This window comes from Plantibacter flavus (assembly GCF_900177615.1).
GTDB lineage: Bacteria > Actinomycetota > Actinomycetes > Actinomycetales > Microbacteriaceae > Plantibacter > Plantibacter flavus.
In genome coordinates this window covers 238192-254727 of sequence record NZ_FXAP01000002.1, presented here as the reverse complement: position 1 = coordinate 254727, position 16536 = coordinate 238192, and the positions used below count along the sequence as shown (strand labels likewise).

Here is a 16536-nt window from a genome sequence, read left to right as displayed (position 1 = left end):
AGCTCAGGCCGACGAGGCGGCGCGGAGAGTGAATGGCAGCGAGACTCCTGCAAGGATGAATGCGCCCCCCAACAGCAGCCAGCCGGGCAGGCCCCACGAGACGGCCACGAATGCCACCACGCTGGAGCCAGCGACCAGACCTATCGACGTGCTCGTCGCGAAAAGTCCCTGGTACTGTCCATGAGCGTTAGGAGGGGCCAGTTCGAAAGCAATCGACCATGATGATGCTCCTTGTGTCATTTCGCCAAACGCGTGGCTGATCCCCGCTCCTACGAGCGCGACAACCGCGAGCCACATCGGAAGGTAGCCCGCGAGCCCGAAGAGCACGCATGCGAATGCGAGGAGCATGCCTGCCACAACGTGCGCGCGAACAGCACCTGACAGGGTCGCGGATGAGCGGCCCATGCGCACCTGCAGAGCGGTGACGAGTGCTGTGTTGCTCATGAAGAGGACCGCTACCATCCACCCGGGAGCCTTCGAATGTTGAGTCACCCAGATCGGCATGCCGAACTCAAGCACGGCGAACTGTAGGGAGAGCACGGCGTTCGCGGCGGTGAAGAACATGAATCGGCGGTCCCCGAGCGCGGTAGTGACCGAGGCACGATGCTCACGTGGAACTGGAGGGATACTCCGGATCTGAAGTGCGAGGATCACCGCGGCCAGAGCATACGAAGCCGCTGCGGCAACGATGAGGCACACGAACGTTGACCTACTGTCTCTGATGAGAGCCCATGTCGCGAGTCCCGCGCCAACGGCGAACCCGATGTTGGATACGGCCCGCAGGTATGACCTCGTTTTCACTTGAGTAGTCGCGGGGACAGCGCGGGCTATGAGGGTTCCTCGAGCGGCGGACGCGCCCCGATCCGCGAACTGGTAGAGCACCAGGACTGAGAACAGGGTCGTCGTATCTGTCACAAGTATGTGGGCGAGCACGGTGACACTCGTCGCGGCGAGAAGAGCTACCGTGATTCCTCGCGGCCCGAGGCTGTCTGAGAGGTGCCCCACCGCGACTCCTGCGACGATCCCCCCCACTGCTGCGACCGAAAACGCGACCGCTACGATGGCGAGATTGAGACCGACGACCCGCACGAAGTAGATTGTGCAGAGCGTTGTCAGCAGACCGAACCCTACTGTTTGCACCACGACCGCCACCGTGAGCGGGCGTGCTGCTCCCGCGGGGGGCGCGAGGCGGAGCGCCACCCGCACAGCTCTCGAGATCACGGTTTTGCAGTTGAACTCAAGGGCTCGACCTCGATGCTGAACGCGTCGGCAAGGCGGCGCACCGCATCGTCGACGCCTGACCGGTCGTCAACATGGACGAAGACAACGCCGGACGCGTAGGAAGAGTTGTAGTTCGGGGGAATGACGTCGCCGACCTTCTTCGTGATCCGAGCAGCGACCACGTTGTCGATACACTGCAGATCCTCGACGGCGGTCAAGCCGGTGATGCGGCCCGGACTCACCGGAAGGTGATAGTTGACGAGGCACCCTTCTGTACGAATCGGGTGGACGGAAGGATCCTCCCCGAGCATGATCCGCAGCTGCGCGTCCCAAATGTCTACGCCATACGCGTGCTCGATAGCCTCGGGTATCGCCCCGCCAGCAGGTCGACACGCGATTTCACCGGCCAGGATCCCGCCGGGCGTGCGGAAGAACTCCATGTGAGTGACGCCGTCTCGAAGATCGAGCGCGCGGACAGCTTCGCGGTGAAGCGTGAGGATGCTGGCGCGCAGAGGATCGCCAGCGGCGAGAAAGAACGAGCCGTTGAACTCCGGGGGGCAATCGAGAAGGGGAGCCAAGTATTCAGATGCTTCAGCGAACACGATCGCGCCGTCGATCACGATGCCGTCACAGTGGAACTCTGCCAGCACCTCGACGAAGGGCTCGACGACGAGGGGCACGGTCAGAGCCCGGAAGCTCTCGTACTCGGGCGCCGTCAGTAGTTCTCTCAAAGATTCTGGTCCATCGAGTCGATGTACGTCCATCGAACCCCCGCCCAGCATTGGCTTGACGATGACAGGCCAGCCGAGTGTCTGCGCCGCAGCTCCGATTCCCTCCGGACTGTAGGTGATGTGCGCCGGTGCACTGGGGAGACCAGCCTTCTTGTACGCCTCTTTCATAGCAAATTTGTTCGTGAACACATTGGCTGTCTGAAACCCCATGCCGGGGATGCCGTACAGCGAGCGGAGATAGCCGGCCACGCTCTGCCCGAGCTCGAACGGGTGTAGCAGGCGATCCACTGGGCCTTTGCAGAGAACCGTGCGGAGGGCGGCTGCGGCGGCGGTCACGTCTCGAATACTGGGGATCTCGATGACCTTTGTGCCTGCAGCGTACATCTGAAGGTGCCCCGGTTCGGTGATCACCGTCAGATCGTGCTGTTCAAGGTGTGCGATAACCGGCGTCGGCAGGGTGTTCTTCGCCACGTGCATCAAGACGAGTTTCAAGGGTGGGTCCAATCAGTTCTGGGTCGTGCTCGTGATTGCTGGCGATGCGATGACGAATTATTGTCGGTAGCCGAGCGCAGATTCGACCGCGCCGAGGAGCGCGGCCGCTTCGCGCTCAGGTAGCCCTGCCGCAATCGAGCGTGCGCGGGCCACGGACGCTGCGTGGGCGCTTTCCCCATGTGAGGAGACCGCCCACAAGGGCTCCAACACTGAACCTCGTCTAACTTTCGCCTCGTCCGAATCGATGCCCAGGTGAACATTGCGGATTCCATGCTCAGCCGCATACACAAGCGGTTCGTAGATAGCGACGAGGGAGTACTCGCCGCCCCGGAGATGGTCATAGTCGAAGCCGACGATGCGCAGTGCGAGCTCGTTAGCGCCGCGGTAACAGAGCGAGAAGCCGATAAGCCGTCCTTCGGTGTCCTCGCAGCCGAACACCATTGCGATGTCGTCGAGATGCTCTGCCTGCAGACGGACCAGACGCCGCAGGCGAGCTAGCTCCGGGTTGTTTCCGTACTTTGCTTCGACCCCGGCGAGAAGAGGAACGAGGGAGTCCCAGCATTCCGCTAGTCGAAGCCGCTTGACGCGTATTCCAAGTTCCCGCGCTATCGAATGCTCCCGACGTGCGTTCGTCCTGCGCTGCTTCGAGGGGAGGTGCGTGACATGCGACTCGAATGACGCGCGAGATCGCACGGAGTGGTCGACGCCGATGAAGTTCAAGGATGTGTCGCGACCCTCCGCGGCGAAGGCTCGCTGGAGGAAGGACGCATCATGGAAGGTGAGGTGCGGCCACCACCATTCGGCATCGCGCACGCCCTCATCGATCGTTCGGGTCACTGCTGCGGAGACATCGGCTCGTGATGCCTTGAGGACGCTGCTCCGATATCCACGGTACCCGCCGATAAGGACCGCGTTTGAGCTGAGGCAGGCGTCGGGAATGGCGATCGCTGGGTTGTATTCCGCGCCGAAGCCTCCATCGAGTCGATGAATTGAAAGTGCGGCAATCGTGAGGTCGTTCGCGCGCGTTACGAGATACTCGCTGGATGCCCCGGAGGCGACGTCGGCATAGGCGAGCCAGCGAGCACAAGCGTAGAAAGAGGCGTTGGCCCCCAACTGGTCCCATCCAGGAAGACTGGTCGGATCGGCCGCGCGTTGCACGGAGAGATGATTCATCCGTCGCTGCGCTCTTCTCGCCATACGCCGATCCGCTTCTGCACTGCAGCATCCGATCCGCTGAACACGATGGCATCCCTGTTCGTCGCGCTGCGTCGTACCCAGCTCCAGCTCGGCACGACCAGGACGTCCCCGGGCCTGAGATCGAAACGCACATCCTCGACGAAAAACGTGGCGAGACCTTGGAGGGTGACATACACGGTCGCGTCAGTCGAACGAATCGCCCTTCCTGCGAAGCCGGCCGGGAGGAGCTGGATCCCGGCGGCGATTGTGGTGAGTACATCGCTACCGCTGGTGGGGTCCGAATAGAGCACGCGGTGCCCGAGCCACGGATCCGCTTCGACCGTGCTTTCGCTCGACCGGAGCGCGGATAGCGCCGTGGTGAAGGAATAGGAGGTGAGAGGTGTCGCGGAGTTGCGGTTCGCAACGTATCCCTCGGGAAGAAGCGCCGATCCGAACTGAACCCGGGAGTGGCCGCGCTCCTTTGTCACTAGTTGCTCGACCGCCGACCCGCGCTCGATGAACGACGTGTCGAAGAACTTCACGATCGGAATGTCCAGGAGGTCGAGCCAGATGGTTGGTGCATCTGTATCGTTCCTGTGGTCATGCCATGCCCAAGGCGGCGTGACGACGAGATCGCCGACCGCCATCGTGACAGGTTCCCCCTCCACCACGCTCAGTGAACCGGGACCCTCGAGAATCAGTCGAAGGGCTGACTGACTGTGCCGGTGCGCGGGAGCGACCTCTCCTGGAAGCACCAGTTGTAGACCCGCGTAGAGGGAGCTCGTGATCTGAGAGGAGCCTGACTGACCGGGGTTCTCCATGATGAGGACGCGTCGTTCTGCATCCTCCGCGCTGATGAGCTCGCCCGCACGGAGAAGCGCCTCACGCGCGTCCGCGTAACGCCAATGGTGGGCCACGCAACCGCTGCTCGGTTCGGGCGTGATGAGGTCGCGGAACCTCGTCCACAGGGCTGCGAGACCCTGAGATCGGATGTCCATGTAGAACGCTTCAAGCGTGTCGTTGTCTGTCTTCAAATCGGTCATGGCCTGATCAGCTCCCCATCGTGAGTGGCGTGTGTGTTCGCGAGTGCGAGCCCGTTGTCCGGCGTCCAGGCGTACAGCCACTGGAGGGACGCTGTGAGCTTCGCGTGGTCGAGGCTCTTGAGCATCACGTCCCGGGCGCGACGCGGTACGCCGGCCGGGTGGTAGATCGCGTCGCCCAGCCAGCGCGCGGTCTGCTGCACGCGCGCAGTACGGCCAGCTCGAGCAGGGCCTAGCGACGCGACTGCGTCGTTCGCGCCGACGGCCCCCACGAGTCGAGCGAAAATCACCGCATCCTCGATGGCCTGGCACGCACCCTGGGCGGCGTATTGCAGCATTGGGTGCGCGGCGTCCCCCATGAGCACGGCACGTCCGCGATGCCAAGTGTGCACCGGCGCCCGGTCCGCGATCGACCACGCTCGCCAATGGGCCGGCGCGTCGAGCAGGCGCCGGAGCGGAGGCGCCACGCTTGCGAATGCGCTCCTCACCCACGCAGCCTGGATCCCGCGGTTGGCGAACATCTCGTTTACCGGCTCGACCCTAGTCGCGACGAGGTTGAATGACTTGCCGTCAGCGAGCGGGTAGTGCACGACGTGCATATCCGGGCCTGCCCAGAGGATCGAGGATCGTGCTGGCAGATCTGCAGGGAACTGCTCCGCCGAGATAACCGCGCGATACACAACATGGCCGGCAGGTTCCGGTGCTCCGTCTCCGACCACCTGGGCCCGTACCGAAGAATTGAGTCCGTCAGCGCCGATTAGCACGTCACCGACGAAAACACGGCCGTCGGCGAGGTTGGCGGTGATCGAGTCGTCGTGCTCGGTGAGGCCATTGACGTTGGCGTTCGTGATGAGCCGGATCGTGGCTAATCGGCGGCACGCATCGAGCAGTGTTCGGTGCAATGCGCCTCGATGGACGACGGCGTACGGATGCCCGAACTGGGCCTCGAAACGATCGTCCAGAGGAAAGTCCACGAGGGTGCCGCCCGATTGAGCGTCTAGCACCGTAAGTCGCTGGACACGAATCGAGCGAGTGAGTACAGCTTCTTTCACGCCGAGCTCATCCAATGCTGCGAAAGCGTTCGGGCTCAACTGTATTCCCGCTCCGACCTCTTGGAAGCGGGAGTTGCGCTCGAGCACAGTCACTGATGAGGCGTGCGGTGCGAGGGCCAGAGCACTAGCAAGCCCGGCGATGCCGCCGCCCACGATGATGAACGCCCCCTGACGTTCTGCGGAGCTCACGCTCTTCCCTCATCCTGGAGAATCGGATGGAGTCGATCAAGCGCTTCTTCGATGAGCGGGCGGGGACAGGCCATCGCCAGACGAACGTGCGAGCGCCCAGGGTGGCGGCCGTCATGCCCGGCCGGCCCAAGATACTCCCCGGGTACCAGTCGCACGCCGGCGTCGCGCCACGCACGTCGTGCCACCGTCTCACCGTCCCCGACTTGGTGCCAGAGGAACATTCCGGCAGCCGGAGATCTGTAGCCCTCGACGTCTTGAAGGACGGAGTCCGAAGCGTCGAACGCGTCGCAATATCCCTGGCGAATCCGTTCGACGTGCCCCTCGTCTGTGTACAGTCGCGCGGCGGCCCGCAGATTAGGCAATGGGGTAGAGCCACCGATGTACGAACGCGCACGTACGAGGCTGTCAACGATATGCCGGTCGCCGGCGACCCACCCGACTCGCAGACCGGCTGCACTAGACCGCTTAGACAGCGAGTTCACGACCACCACGTTGCGGAACAAATCCTCGCTCGGGGCCGCAGCGAGACCCGCAGCGACAGCGAGGGCGCTTGTCGGAGGCTCATTGCGGTAGATTTCGCTGTAGCACTCGTCGACGACAAGCAAATATCCGTGTCGCCTCGCGTGTTCGATTGCACGGCCGAGTCGCTGCTTGTCAGCGACCGCCCCCTCAGGGTTGCTCGGCGAGCACAGGTATGTGAGGGCGACTCGTTGGGCGACCCCGACAGGCAGCATGTCGGGAGTGGGAAGATTCCCATTCGACGCGTCGGCTGCCAGCGGCAACACGGAGAATCCAGGAAATGCCGCAGCGGCGCGGTACGGTGCGTAGTGGGGCGTGGGCATCACCACGAGGTCCCGCCCACTTCGCGGCCCTTCAACTGCCAATGCCAGCTGGAAGAGTGCTTCGCGGGCTCCGGCCGTCGGGACCACTGCGGCGCGGTCCATAGCTTGCCGAGGGATGCCGAAGCGCCGCTCAGCCCAGTCGATGACCGCATCGTTGAACCACGCGGGGCCGCCGTTCGGTGGATACGTGCCGAATGACGCCGAGTCCTCCGATAGTGCAGCTGCTGTCCACTCGGGCGGTCTTGAGGTGGGCTCGCCGATCGTCAGATCGATAGGTGTCAGCGCAGATGGAGGGTCTATCCCGTCGAGGAGAGCGGCGAGGTGTTGAAACGGGTGGGTGCCCAGTGATCGCAGAGCAGCATTCTCGGAGAGCTTGAGAGAGGTAGAGATCACGAGATAGCTGCCAGTGCTTCGTCGATGCGCCGTCTGGTCTCCGGCGACGCCGGAGTGAGTGGAGCCCGCACCTCCGTGCTGCACCGGGCCGCACAGGAGAGCGCGTACTTTGGGCCAGCCGGGTTCGGATCGAGCATCAGTGCGAGCGACAGCGGATGCAGCAGATCGTTGATACGACGTGCGTCGATCAGGTCACCAGATGTGACCGCCGCCACCAGGGACGCGCAGAGTCGGGGGGCGACGTTGGCTACGACGGAGACCCATCCGTGGCCACCTGAGGCGAGGTAGGAAAGCGCGGAGAAGTCGTCTCCCGACAGAAAGCTCAGGGGAGTCTCCGTGCCCAACCGCTCCGCGGTGAGGCGCCCCAGATCACCTGTTGAGTCCTTGATGCCGACGATGTTGTCGTGAGCGCAGATCTCGAGGACATCGGACACCGACAGCGCGACGCCCGTTCGCTGCGGGATGTCGTAGAGCAGGACAGGCCGCTCCGCGCAGTCTGCCACCGCGTGGAAGTGGGCGATGAGCTGGCCGCTGTTGGGTCGGTTGTAGTAACCAGCGACGTGGAGCGTGGCGTCCGCTCCGACGGCTTCGGCCGCACGTGTTAGCTCGATGGACGTCGTTGAGGAATTCGATCCGGCGCCGGCGATGATCGGGATTCTCCCGTTCGCCGCTTGGACGGCGGCCGCGATGACGTCGATCTGCTCATTCTCGGTGAGCGTCGTGCTCTCGCCAGTCGTGCCGCACACAACGAGCGCCGAGCTCCCCTCGGCGATGTGCCAGTCGATGAGGGACTCCAGCGCGTCGCGCGACCATGAGTCTCCGTCGAACGGCGTGACCAGGGCGGGCACTGAGCCGTGGATTTGGGGAGCCGTCATCTTCTGGCCACCCCCTCGATCTCGACGAGCAGGTCGCTCCGACAGATCGCCACGTTCATGTAGACGGGCGGTGTGGGTGTCGGAAGGTTCTGCTCAACGAACCTGCGCACCGTCTCAAGGTCGCGGCTGTGACGCACATAGACCTTCACGTGCTCCAGTTGCCAACCACGCTCATCATCTTCGCTGGCGCGCAGGAGCGCCTGGAGGTTGTCGCGGGTGGTCTCAAGTTGCTTCTCAATGTTGCCGACGTGCATGGTGCGGTGCCCGAGTATGCTCGCCGTCCCTGAGATGAAAAGCTTGTCGGCGCCATCGATCGTCGATGCGCGAGCGAAGGATGGTGGTCGTGGACCGTAGTCATCCGGATATTCGAACGCCGGAACCTGGTTGGGGTTCTCCAGGTTTGTGATTCGCCCCGAGCGTGTCGCGAGAAAGTAGAAGCTGATGCCGTCACCACGTGATCCGATCCCGGTCGCTGAAGGCACACCATCGATCATCTTGCGAACATCGAACGCTTCAGCGCGCCCCACGCAGAAGTCGCGATAGACCTCAAGCCCGTCCTGGTTCGTCTCGTTGATGTGGCCAATCATGTTCCACATGCGGAAGATGTTGGCGTATCCAAGCTCATCGGCCAGTGCGATACCCTGCGCGTACGCCTGGCGGATCGCATCTGCCCAGCGGCCGTGACGCGGCACGAATCCGGCGCAGACGAGTTGCTGGCCATCGTGGGCAACGGCGACAGAGCCCCGAATGACAACGGTGACATTGCCCGTGGCGTGCCATGTCTCGATGAATCCGGCGGTGCCATCAGTGACCATGTGTACCGGGAGCTCTAGGACGCCGTCGATCACACGTGGCCCCGCCTCGGTCTGGCCGTAATAGATCCGAGCCAGGGGTGAAACTCCGATGATCTCACTCGGAAGTGAACCCTCATCGATCGAGAACATGGGTGCGACGAACGTCTGCAAGATTCCTCCGGAATGGTCAAGCGAGCGTCGAGTGCCCTCGACTTGCGGGCAGTCGCCCGCAGGTCACAAATACTAGCATTAAAGTTTTACAGGCGCACAACTTATATTTAAACTGAGTGAGTTTGAGCGGAGAGGCGCGGGAGCTCGCAATCCCGCGGCTAGGTCGGCTGTCGGATGGTCGATTGGCCGCCCGCCGTGCCACCAGCGCGCGATGCAACAGCGGCGGACTGTCGAGCGGCGGGTCTTACGCCCGCGAGTGCGCGAAGCCAGCGCGAGCGGGTCGTCCGGTCCTCGTGCGTTCATCCTGCTCTCGCGCAGGCCGGAGGCCCTACGCCGTGAGGGTGCGGTTCAGGCGCTCGGTCGCGGTGTCCATGTGGTGCTGCATCGCGGTCGTCGCGGCGGCCGGGTCGCCCGACATGATCGCCTCGTAGACGGCCTCGTGCTCCTCGAAGGCGCGCTGGGCGTCGACGTCCTCGTGGATACCGCGCTCCACCCAGATGCGGAGGAGCGAGCGGATGCTCTGCAGGAGGTCGGAGAGTACGCGGTTCCCGGTGGCCGAGGCGAGCTCCAGATGGAACTTGAGGTCGGCCTCGATGAACTTGGTGCGATTGGCACCCGCCTCGCTCATCGCGGTGAGGTGGTTGCGGAGCCGGTTGCGTGCCATGTCGTCCATACGCGTTGCAGCGAGGCCGGCGGCGAAGACCTCGAGCTGCCCGCGCACCTCGATGAGTTCGCGGGTCCGTGGTTCGCCCAGCATGAGGCCCCAGCTGAGCGTCTCGGGGAGGAGCTCGGAGACACTGCCGCGGAGGTAGGTGCCGCTGCCTGGGCGGACGTCGACGACGCCGAGGATCTCGAGCGCCGCGAGTGCCTCGCGGACGGCTGAGCGCCCGATGCCGAGGGACGCGGCGAGCTGACGTTCCGGTGGGAGTCGGGTCCCCGGGGCGATCTCACCGCTCGTGAAGTGGTCGAGCAGACGCTTCGCGACGGCGGAGACGGCTGATCCCACCGCGACCGGTCCGAGGCTGGACGAGATGTCGTCGGTCGGCCGATCCGGGAACGCAGGCATGGGTTCACTGTATCGCGGCCCTTCGACAAGCTCAGGGACCGGGAGGGGTGCTTCAGGGACCGGGAGGGGTGCTTCAGGGACCGGGGGGCTCGGGGGCTAGCGATGCTTGAATTGGTCAACCGGTTGATGTATCGTTCATTCCGGTCCGGCCCGGACCACGCCCTGCCCGCGGCATCGATGCCGCCCACCCGAGGAGTCATAGTGGACACCACCGCCCCCGCGGCCAATCCGGCTGTCGAGCGATCAGCCATCCGGAAGGTCTCGATCCGTCTCGTGCCGTTCGTGGCGCTGATGTTCTTCATCAACTACCTGGACCGCACCGCGATCGGCTTCGCCGCCCCCAACGGCATGAACGAGGACCTCGCGCTCTCCGCCGCCCAGTTCGGCTTCGCGTCCGGCGTCTTCTTCATCGGCTACATCCTGCTCGAGGTGCCCAGCAACCTCGCGCTCAACAAGTTCGGTGCCCGTCGCTGGCTCGCCCGCATCATGGTCACCTGGGGCATCGTCGCGGTCCTGTTCACCTGGGTCGCCAACTTCGAACAGCTCGCGATCCTCCGCTTCGTGCTCGGTGTCGCCGAAGCCGGCTTCTTCCCCGGCGCGATCCTCTTCCTGAGCCTCTGGGTCCCGGCCAAGCACCGCAGCAAGATCCTCGCCCTCTTCTACCTGGCGCAGCCGCTCACCACCGTCATCGGCGCTCCCCTCGCCGGGTGGCTCATCGGCCAGCACGGCGTGTTCTTCGGCCTCGAGGGCTGGCGCTTCATGTTCCTCGGCGTCGGACTCCCGGCCATCCTCATCGGTGTCATCGCCTGGTTCTACCTGAAGGACCGCCCCGCGGACGCCAAGTGGCTCACCACCGAGGAGCAGGTCTGGCTCACGGCGGCCCTCGCACACGAGAAGGCCACCACCGAGCAGAAGCAGGGCCACGTCAGCCTCAAGCACGCGTTCACGAGCGGTCGCGTCTGGATGCTCGCGTTCATCTACTTCGGCTTCATCTACGGCCTCTACGCGCTCGGCTTCTTCCTCCCCACGATCATCGAGGGCTTCCAGGAGACGTTCGGGACCGAGTTCAACGTCATGCAGAAGGGCCTCATCACGGCGATCCCGTACGTGCCGGCCGCCATCGCCCTGTACTTCTGGTCTCGTGACGCGACGCGCCGTGGCCTGAAGACCTGGCACATCGTGATCCCCGCGATCGTCGGTGCCGTGAGCATCCCGCTCGCGCTCTTCGCCAACTCGCCCGCCCTCACCATCGCGATCATCGCGGTCACCGCCATGGCGATCTTCGCCGCGCTGCCCAACTTCTGGACGCTGCCCACGCAGTTCCTCACCGGTGCGGCGGCTGCCGCGGGTATCGCACTCATCAACACGGTCGGCAACCTCGCCGGGTTCTCGGCGCCGTACATCACGGGTGCCGTCGCGGACCTCACCAAGGTCGGCGACACCCCGCAGTACGTCGTCCCGATGTTCATCGTCGGTGGCTTCATGATGATCTCCGCGACGCTCATGGTGATCCTCTCGAAGCAGCGGAGCTCTCGCGAGCTGCGCGTCTCGCACGACGACCTCACGGGTAAGACCCGATGACGCGCCTGTTCAACGACCCGGCGGACTTCGCCGACGAGATGATCGACGGCTTCGTCGCCGCGAACCGCAACCAGGTCCGGCGCGTGACCGGCGGCGTCGTCCGGAGCACCCGGACGCCCGAGGGCACGGTCGCGCTCGTCATCGGCGGTGGCTCCGGCCACTACCCGGCGTTCGGCGGCATCGTCGGCCAGGGCCTCGCGCACGGTGCGGCGATGGGCAACCTGTTCGCCTCGCCGTCCGCCCACCAGGTCGAGTCTGTCGCGAAGGCGGCGCAGCGCGGGGGCGGCGTCCTCCTCAGCTACGGCAACTACGCGGGCGACGTGCTCCACTTCACCCAGGCGCAGGACGCGCTGAACGCTGCGGGCATCCCCACCCGCAGCGTCGCCGTCACCGACGACATCTCGAGCGCGCCCCTCGCCGAGCAGCACAAGCGTCGCGGTATCGCGGGCGACCTCACCGTCTTCAAGTCGGCCGCCGCTGCGGCCGAGGCGGGCTACGACCTCGACGAGGTCGTCCGCGTCGCCACCCACGCGAACGAGCGCACCCGGTCCTTCGGTGTCGCGTTCAGCGGCTGCACCCTGCCGGGCGCGACCGAGCCGCTGTTCACCGTGCCCGAGGGGCGAATGGCGGTCGGCATGGGCATCCACGGCGAGCCCGGCATCGACGAGACCGACGTGCCGACGGCCGATGAACTCGCCACCCTGCTCGTCTCCTCGCTGCTCGCGGAACTGCCCGAGGGTGTCTCCGAGGCCGCGGGCGCTCGCGTCGGCGTCATCCTCAACGGGCTCGGCTCGGTGAAGTACGAGGAACTGTTCGTCGTCTACCGTGCGGTCGCCGCGCAGCTCGAGGCCGCCGGGGTGGAGATCGTCGATCCCGAGGTCGGCGAGCTCGTCACGAGCTTCGACATGGCCGGCGTCTCGCTCACGCTCTTCTGGTTGGACGAGGAGCTCGAGGGCTTCTGGGCTGCCGGTGCCGACACCCCCGCCTACCGCAAGGGCGTCGTCGCAGCGGCCGAGCAGCTCGACCCCTCGGAGCTCGTCGCCGAGACGGCTGCCGAGATCCCCGAGTCCACCGACGTGTCACGGGCCGCCGCCGCGGTCGTGGTCGAAGCCCTCGACGCGCTCGTCCAGGTCATCGACACGAACGTCGAGGAGCTAGGCCGGATCGACGCCGTCGCGGGTGACGGCGACCACGGCATCGGCATGCAGCGCGGTGCTCGTGCCGCCGTCACCGCCGCGCACGCCGCCGCCGATGCCGGGGCCGGTGCCCACACCGTCCTGCACCTGGCCGGCGACGCCTGGGCGGACCGCGCCGGCGGCACGTCCGGCGCTCTGTGGGGCCTCGCGCTCCGCTCGGTCGGAACCGCCCTCGGCGACGAGGTCGCACCAGGCCGCACCGACGTCGCGACCGGCGTGCAGGCCGCGGTCGACGGCATCATGTCGTTCGGCAAGGCCGAGGTCGGGCAGAAGACGATGGTCGACGCGCTCGTGCCGTTCACCACCACCCTGAGCGCAGCCGTCGCCGACGGTGCCGACCTCGTCACCGCCTGGACGACCGCCGCTGCGGCTGCCTCCACCGCTGCCGCCGAGACCGCGGACCTCCTGCCGAAGATGGGCCGCGCCCGTCCGCACGCCGAGAAGAGTCTCGGTACGGTCGACGCCGGTGCGCACTCGTTCGGCCTGATCGTCACGGCGATCGTCCCCGTCCTCGAGCGCGCCGGCGGCACCACCGCACCGGACCGCTCCACCAGCACCACCACCAACGAAGGAGTACACGCATGACTGATCAGCTGCGCATCGTCATCGGCTCGGATGACGCCGGGTTCGACTACAAGGAGATCGTCAAGCGCGACCTCGAGCAGCACGACGGCGTCGCCTCGCTCGTCGACGTGGGCGTGGACGCCGACGGGCACACCGCCTACCCGCGGGTCGCGATCGCCGCAGCCGAGCTCGTCGCGTCCGGCCAGGCCGACCGCGCGCTCCTCTTCTGCGGCACCGGCCTGGGCGTCGCGATCGCCGCCAACAAGGTCGCCGGCATCCGCGCCGTGACGGCACACGACAGCTTCTCGGTCGAGCGCGGTGTCCTCAGCAACAACGCGCAGGTCCTGACGATGGGCCAGCGCGTCATCGGCATCGAGCTCGCCCGCCGCCTCGTCCGCGAGTGGCTCACCTACCGCTTCGACGAGACCAGCGCGAGTGCCGAGAAGGTCGCCGTCATCGGTGAATACGAGGCGACGGGCTCCTGCTGATGACCACCCCGTCCCCGTCGGCCGTGCCCACGTCGACCGCGCCCCGCGTGGTCGGCGTGAGCCTGAAGATGTACTTCGGCCACGCGCAGACCCTCGAGTGGATCGAGCAGGTGGGCGCCTTGGCCCGTCGGCACGAGGCCGTGGTCGATGGTCGCGTGCGACTGTTCGTCATCCCCGGTTACCTCGCGGTCGCGCCGTCGGTGGCGGCCCTCGCCGGGACGGGCGTGCTGGTCGGAGCACAGGACCTCGCGAGCGCGGACCGTGGCGCGTTCACCGGTGAGGTCGGCGGCCCCGAGCTCGCCGAGGTCGGCGTCGCCGTGGTCGAGGTCGGCCACGCGGAGCGCCGCTCCCTCTTCGGCGAGACCGACGAGGTCGTCGCCGAGAAGACCGCCGCGGCCCTCCGCAACGGCCTCTCGCCGGTCCTCTGCATCGGCGAGGTCGAGCGCACGACGCCCGAGGCGGCTGCGACGGAGTGCGTGCGCCAGCTGGACTCCGCGCTCGCCGATGCCGTGGCCGGACCGGTGATCGTCGCCTACGAGCCCGTGTGGGCGATCGGTGCGGCTGAACCCGCGTCTGCCGAGTACGTGCGAGCCGTCGGCGCGATCCTGAAGCAGTCGATCGCCGAGCGGCCCGACCGGGTCGGCAGCTCGGTCATCTACGGCGGCAGTGCGGGTCCCGGTCTGCTGACCGCCCTCGGTGACGACGTCGACGGCGTGTTCCTCGGACGCTTCGCCCACGACGTGGCGGCGCTCGAGGCAGTGCTCGACGAGGCCCTTCGACAGGCTCAGGATGGCACCCTTCGACAGGCTCAGGATGGCACCCTTCGACAGGCTCAGGGACCGAGGACAGCATGATCGGCTTCGGCACCTACACCTTCTTCTGGGAGGGCTCCGAGCTCGCACCCGAGCGCTTGAGCGTCATCGGCATGCTCGAGCGCACGGCCGACGCCGGCGTCGAGCTCTTCCAGATCTGCGACGACGCCCGCATCGAGTCGATGTCCGACGATGAGCTGCGCCGGATCGCCGAGGTCGCCCGCGAGCGCGGGGTCACCCTCGAACTCGGGACGAAGGGGATCGCGGTCGCGCACCTCGAACGCTTCCTCCACATCGCCACCGTGCTGGGCGCGAAGCTCCTCCGCAGCATGGCCACGTCCGGCGACGACCGGCCGTCCCACGCCGACGCCGTGGATCGACTCCGCGCGGTGCTCCCGGCGTTCGAGGCGGCCGGCGTCACGATCGCACTCGAGACCTACGAGCAGCTGTCGTCGCAGGAGCTCGTCGACCTCGTGACCACCGTCGACCACCCGAACCTCGGCATCTGTCTCGACCCGGCCAACACCGTGGCGCGGCTCGAGCACCCGGCGGACGTCATCGAGCGCACAGCTCCGTACGTCCGGAACATCCATGTCAAGGACTTCGCGTTCACCCGCCGGGGCGGCTGGGTCGGTTTCACCCTCGAAGGTGCCCCGCTCGGCACCGGCCTGCTCGACTACCCCGCCCTCACCGCCGTCGTCCGACCGGACGAGCGCGGTGTCAACCAGATCATCGAACACTGGCTCCCGCTCGGCGACTCCATCACGGAGACGATCGAGCTCGAGCGCACGTGGACCGCACACAACCTGCAGTACCTGAGAGAAGGAAGATCATGACCGACACCACCACCGTCGCGGACCAGCTCACCATCGCCGTCATCGGCGCGGGCGGCAAGATGGGCATGCGCGTCTCCAACAACCTCGTGAAGACCAGCCACAACGTCTTCTACAGCGAGGTCTCGCCCGCCGGCCAGGAGCGCGTGACCGAGGCCGGTCGCGAGCTCACCGAGACCGACGCGGCCGTCACCGACGCCGACGTCGTCATCCTCGCCGTCCCGGACCTCGCTCTGAAGGCCGTGTCCGCCGGCGTCGTCCCGCTCATGAAGTCGGGCGCCGTGCTCCTCACGCTCGACCCGGCCGCCGCGTACGCGGGTCTGCTGACGCGTCGCGACGACGTCATCCAGGCCGTCACGCACCCCTGCCACCCCTCCGTCTTCGTCGAGCGCCACACGCCCGAGGAGTACGCGGACACCTTCGGTGGCATCGCCGCCCTCCAGGACGCCATCGCGGCGATCGAGTCCGACGACGCTGAGAAGCAGGCGCAGGTCGAGGCCGTCGTCCGGGCGATCTTCGCCCCTGTCGGCGAGGTCCACTGGGTCACGGTCAAGCAGCTCGCGCAGCTCGAGCCGACCCTCGTGGAGACGATCGCCTGCATGATCGGTGCGCTCCTCAAGGAGTCGCTCGACGAGGCCGTCAACACCATGGGCGTGCCGGAGCCGGCCGCTCGTGCGATCCTCCTCGGCCACACGCAGGTCGCCCTCGCGAACTCGCTCAAGGGCGACAACCCGTTCTCCGACGCGTGCCTCATCGCGATGGACTACGGCCGCAGCGCGATCATCAAGGACGACTGGAAGAAGGTCTTCCAGGACGACGAGCTCGACAAGAACCTCGCCGCCATGCTCCACCTCGACAAGATCGAGCGGTAACCCACTTCCCCAACTCAGGAGCGCTTCGGCGTGTCGGTCCGCTGTCCCCCCTGGCGGGCCGACACGCCCACCGGCTCCTGAGTTGGGGAATCCTGCACCAGACAATTCCGACGTCAGATGCGGTCAACCGGTTGTGCCGGATAGGCTG

The 16536-nt window shown here is 66.1% G+C and carries 15 protein-coding genes; 6 read left to right on the top strand and 9 right to left on the bottom strand.

The window, feature by feature from the left end:
* Positions 1–3: 3 nt before the first annotated feature.
* From B9Y95_RS07635 to B9Y95_RS07595, 9 genes are all read right to left on the bottom strand, one after another.
* A complete protein-coding gene (locus B9Y95_RS07635; protein ID WP_159453345.1) occupies positions 4–1143 on the bottom strand; it encodes an MFS transporter in 1140 nt (379 codons plus the stop codon).
* Between the two features lie 74 nt (positions 1144–1217).
* Complete coding sequence (locus B9Y95_RS07630) at positions 1218–2423, bottom strand: ATP-grasp domain-containing protein (RefSeq protein ID WP_143736365.1); 1206 nt, start codon at positions 2421–2423, stop codon at positions 1218–1220.
* Positions 2424–2501: 78 nt separating this feature from the next.
* Positions 2502–3617: a GNAT family N-acetyltransferase gene (locus B9Y95_RS20310; RefSeq protein WP_159453344.1), complete on the bottom strand. Its 1116-nt coding sequence runs from the start codon at positions 3615–3617 to the stop codon at positions 2502–2504.
* Positions 3614–4663, bottom strand: a complete 1050-nt coding sequence (locus B9Y95_RS07620; RefSeq protein WP_085511315.1) for a cupin domain-containing protein — start codon at positions 4661–4663, stop codon at positions 3614–3616. Before B9Y95_RS07620 ends, B9Y95_RS20310 begins: the two co-directional genes overlap by 4 nt.
* Positions 4660–5901 carry an FAD-dependent monooxygenase gene (locus tag B9Y95_RS07615; protein ID WP_085511314.1) on the bottom strand — a complete coding sequence of 414 codons (1242 nt, stop codon included), beginning with the start codon at positions 5899–5901 and terminating at the stop codon, positions 4660–4662. The genes B9Y95_RS07620 and B9Y95_RS07615 overlap by 4 nt, the downstream gene beginning before the upstream one ends.
* Positions 5898–7136, bottom strand: a complete 1239-nt coding sequence (locus B9Y95_RS07610) for an aminotransferase class I/II-fold pyridoxal phosphate-dependent enzyme (RefSeq protein ID WP_159453343.1) — start codon at positions 7134–7136, stop codon at positions 5898–5900. Before B9Y95_RS07610 ends, B9Y95_RS07615 begins: the two co-directional genes overlap by 4 nt.
* On the bottom strand, positions 7133–8011 hold the full coding sequence (gene dapA, locus B9Y95_RS07605) for a 4-hydroxy-tetrahydrodipicolinate synthase (protein WP_085511312.1): 879 nt from the start codon (positions 8009–8011) through the stop codon (positions 7133–7135). Before dapA ends, B9Y95_RS07610 begins: the two co-directional genes overlap by 4 nt.
* The gene (locus tag B9Y95_RS07600) at positions 8008–8976 is read right to left on the bottom strand and encodes an FkbO/Hyg5 family chorismatase (RefSeq protein WP_143736364.1); all 969 of its coding nucleotides are present in this window, start codon (positions 8974–8976) and stop codon (positions 8008–8010) included. Before B9Y95_RS07600 ends, dapA begins: the two co-directional genes overlap by 4 nt.
* A 328-nt stretch (positions 8977–9304) precedes the next feature.
* Positions 9305–10042, bottom strand: a complete 738-nt coding sequence (locus B9Y95_RS07595; RefSeq protein WP_085511310.1) for a FadR/GntR family transcriptional regulator — start codon at positions 10040–10042, stop codon at positions 9305–9307.
* Positions 10043–10243: 201 nt separating this feature from the next.
* Here B9Y95_RS07595 and B9Y95_RS07590 point away from each other — a divergent pair, with 201 nt between their 5' ends.
* The 6 genes from B9Y95_RS07590 to B9Y95_RS07565 are packed head-to-tail and all read left to right on the top strand — an operon-like array spanning position 10244 to position 16388.
* Positions 10244–11623: an MFS transporter gene (locus B9Y95_RS07590; protein WP_229940051.1), complete on the top strand. Its 1380-nt coding sequence runs from the start codon at positions 10244–10246 to the stop codon at positions 11621–11623.
* Positions 11620–13404: a dihydroxyacetone kinase family protein gene (locus tag B9Y95_RS07585; RefSeq protein WP_085511309.1), complete on the top strand. Its 1785-nt coding sequence runs from the start codon at positions 11620–11622 to the stop codon at positions 13402–13404. The genes B9Y95_RS07590 and B9Y95_RS07585 overlap by 4 nt, the downstream gene beginning before the upstream one ends.
* Positions 13401–13871, top strand: coding sequence for a ribose-5-phosphate isomerase (locus B9Y95_RS07580; protein ID WP_064295405.1), 471 nt, complete (start codon positions 13401–13403; stop codon positions 13869–13871). Before B9Y95_RS07585 ends, B9Y95_RS07580 begins: the two co-directional genes overlap by 4 nt.
* Positions 13871–14725: a triose-phosphate isomerase family protein gene (locus tag B9Y95_RS07575; RefSeq protein ID WP_085511308.1), complete on the top strand. Its 855-nt coding sequence runs from the start codon at positions 13871–13873 to the stop codon at positions 14723–14725. The genes B9Y95_RS07580 and B9Y95_RS07575 overlap by 1 nt, the downstream gene beginning before the upstream one ends.
* Positions 14722–15519, top strand: coding sequence for a sugar phosphate isomerase/epimerase family protein (locus B9Y95_RS07570; RefSeq protein WP_085511307.1), 798 nt, complete (start codon positions 14722–14724; stop codon positions 15517–15519). Before B9Y95_RS07575 ends, B9Y95_RS07570 begins: the two co-directional genes overlap by 4 nt.
* Positions 15516–16388 (top strand): phosphogluconate dehydrogenase C-terminal domain-containing protein, encoded by an 873-nt coding sequence (locus B9Y95_RS07565; protein WP_085511306.1) that lies wholly within the window; start codon positions 15516–15518, stop codon positions 16386–16388. Before B9Y95_RS07570 ends, B9Y95_RS07565 begins: the two co-directional genes overlap by 4 nt.
* The last annotated feature ends 148 nt before the right edge of the window (positions 16389–16536 follow it).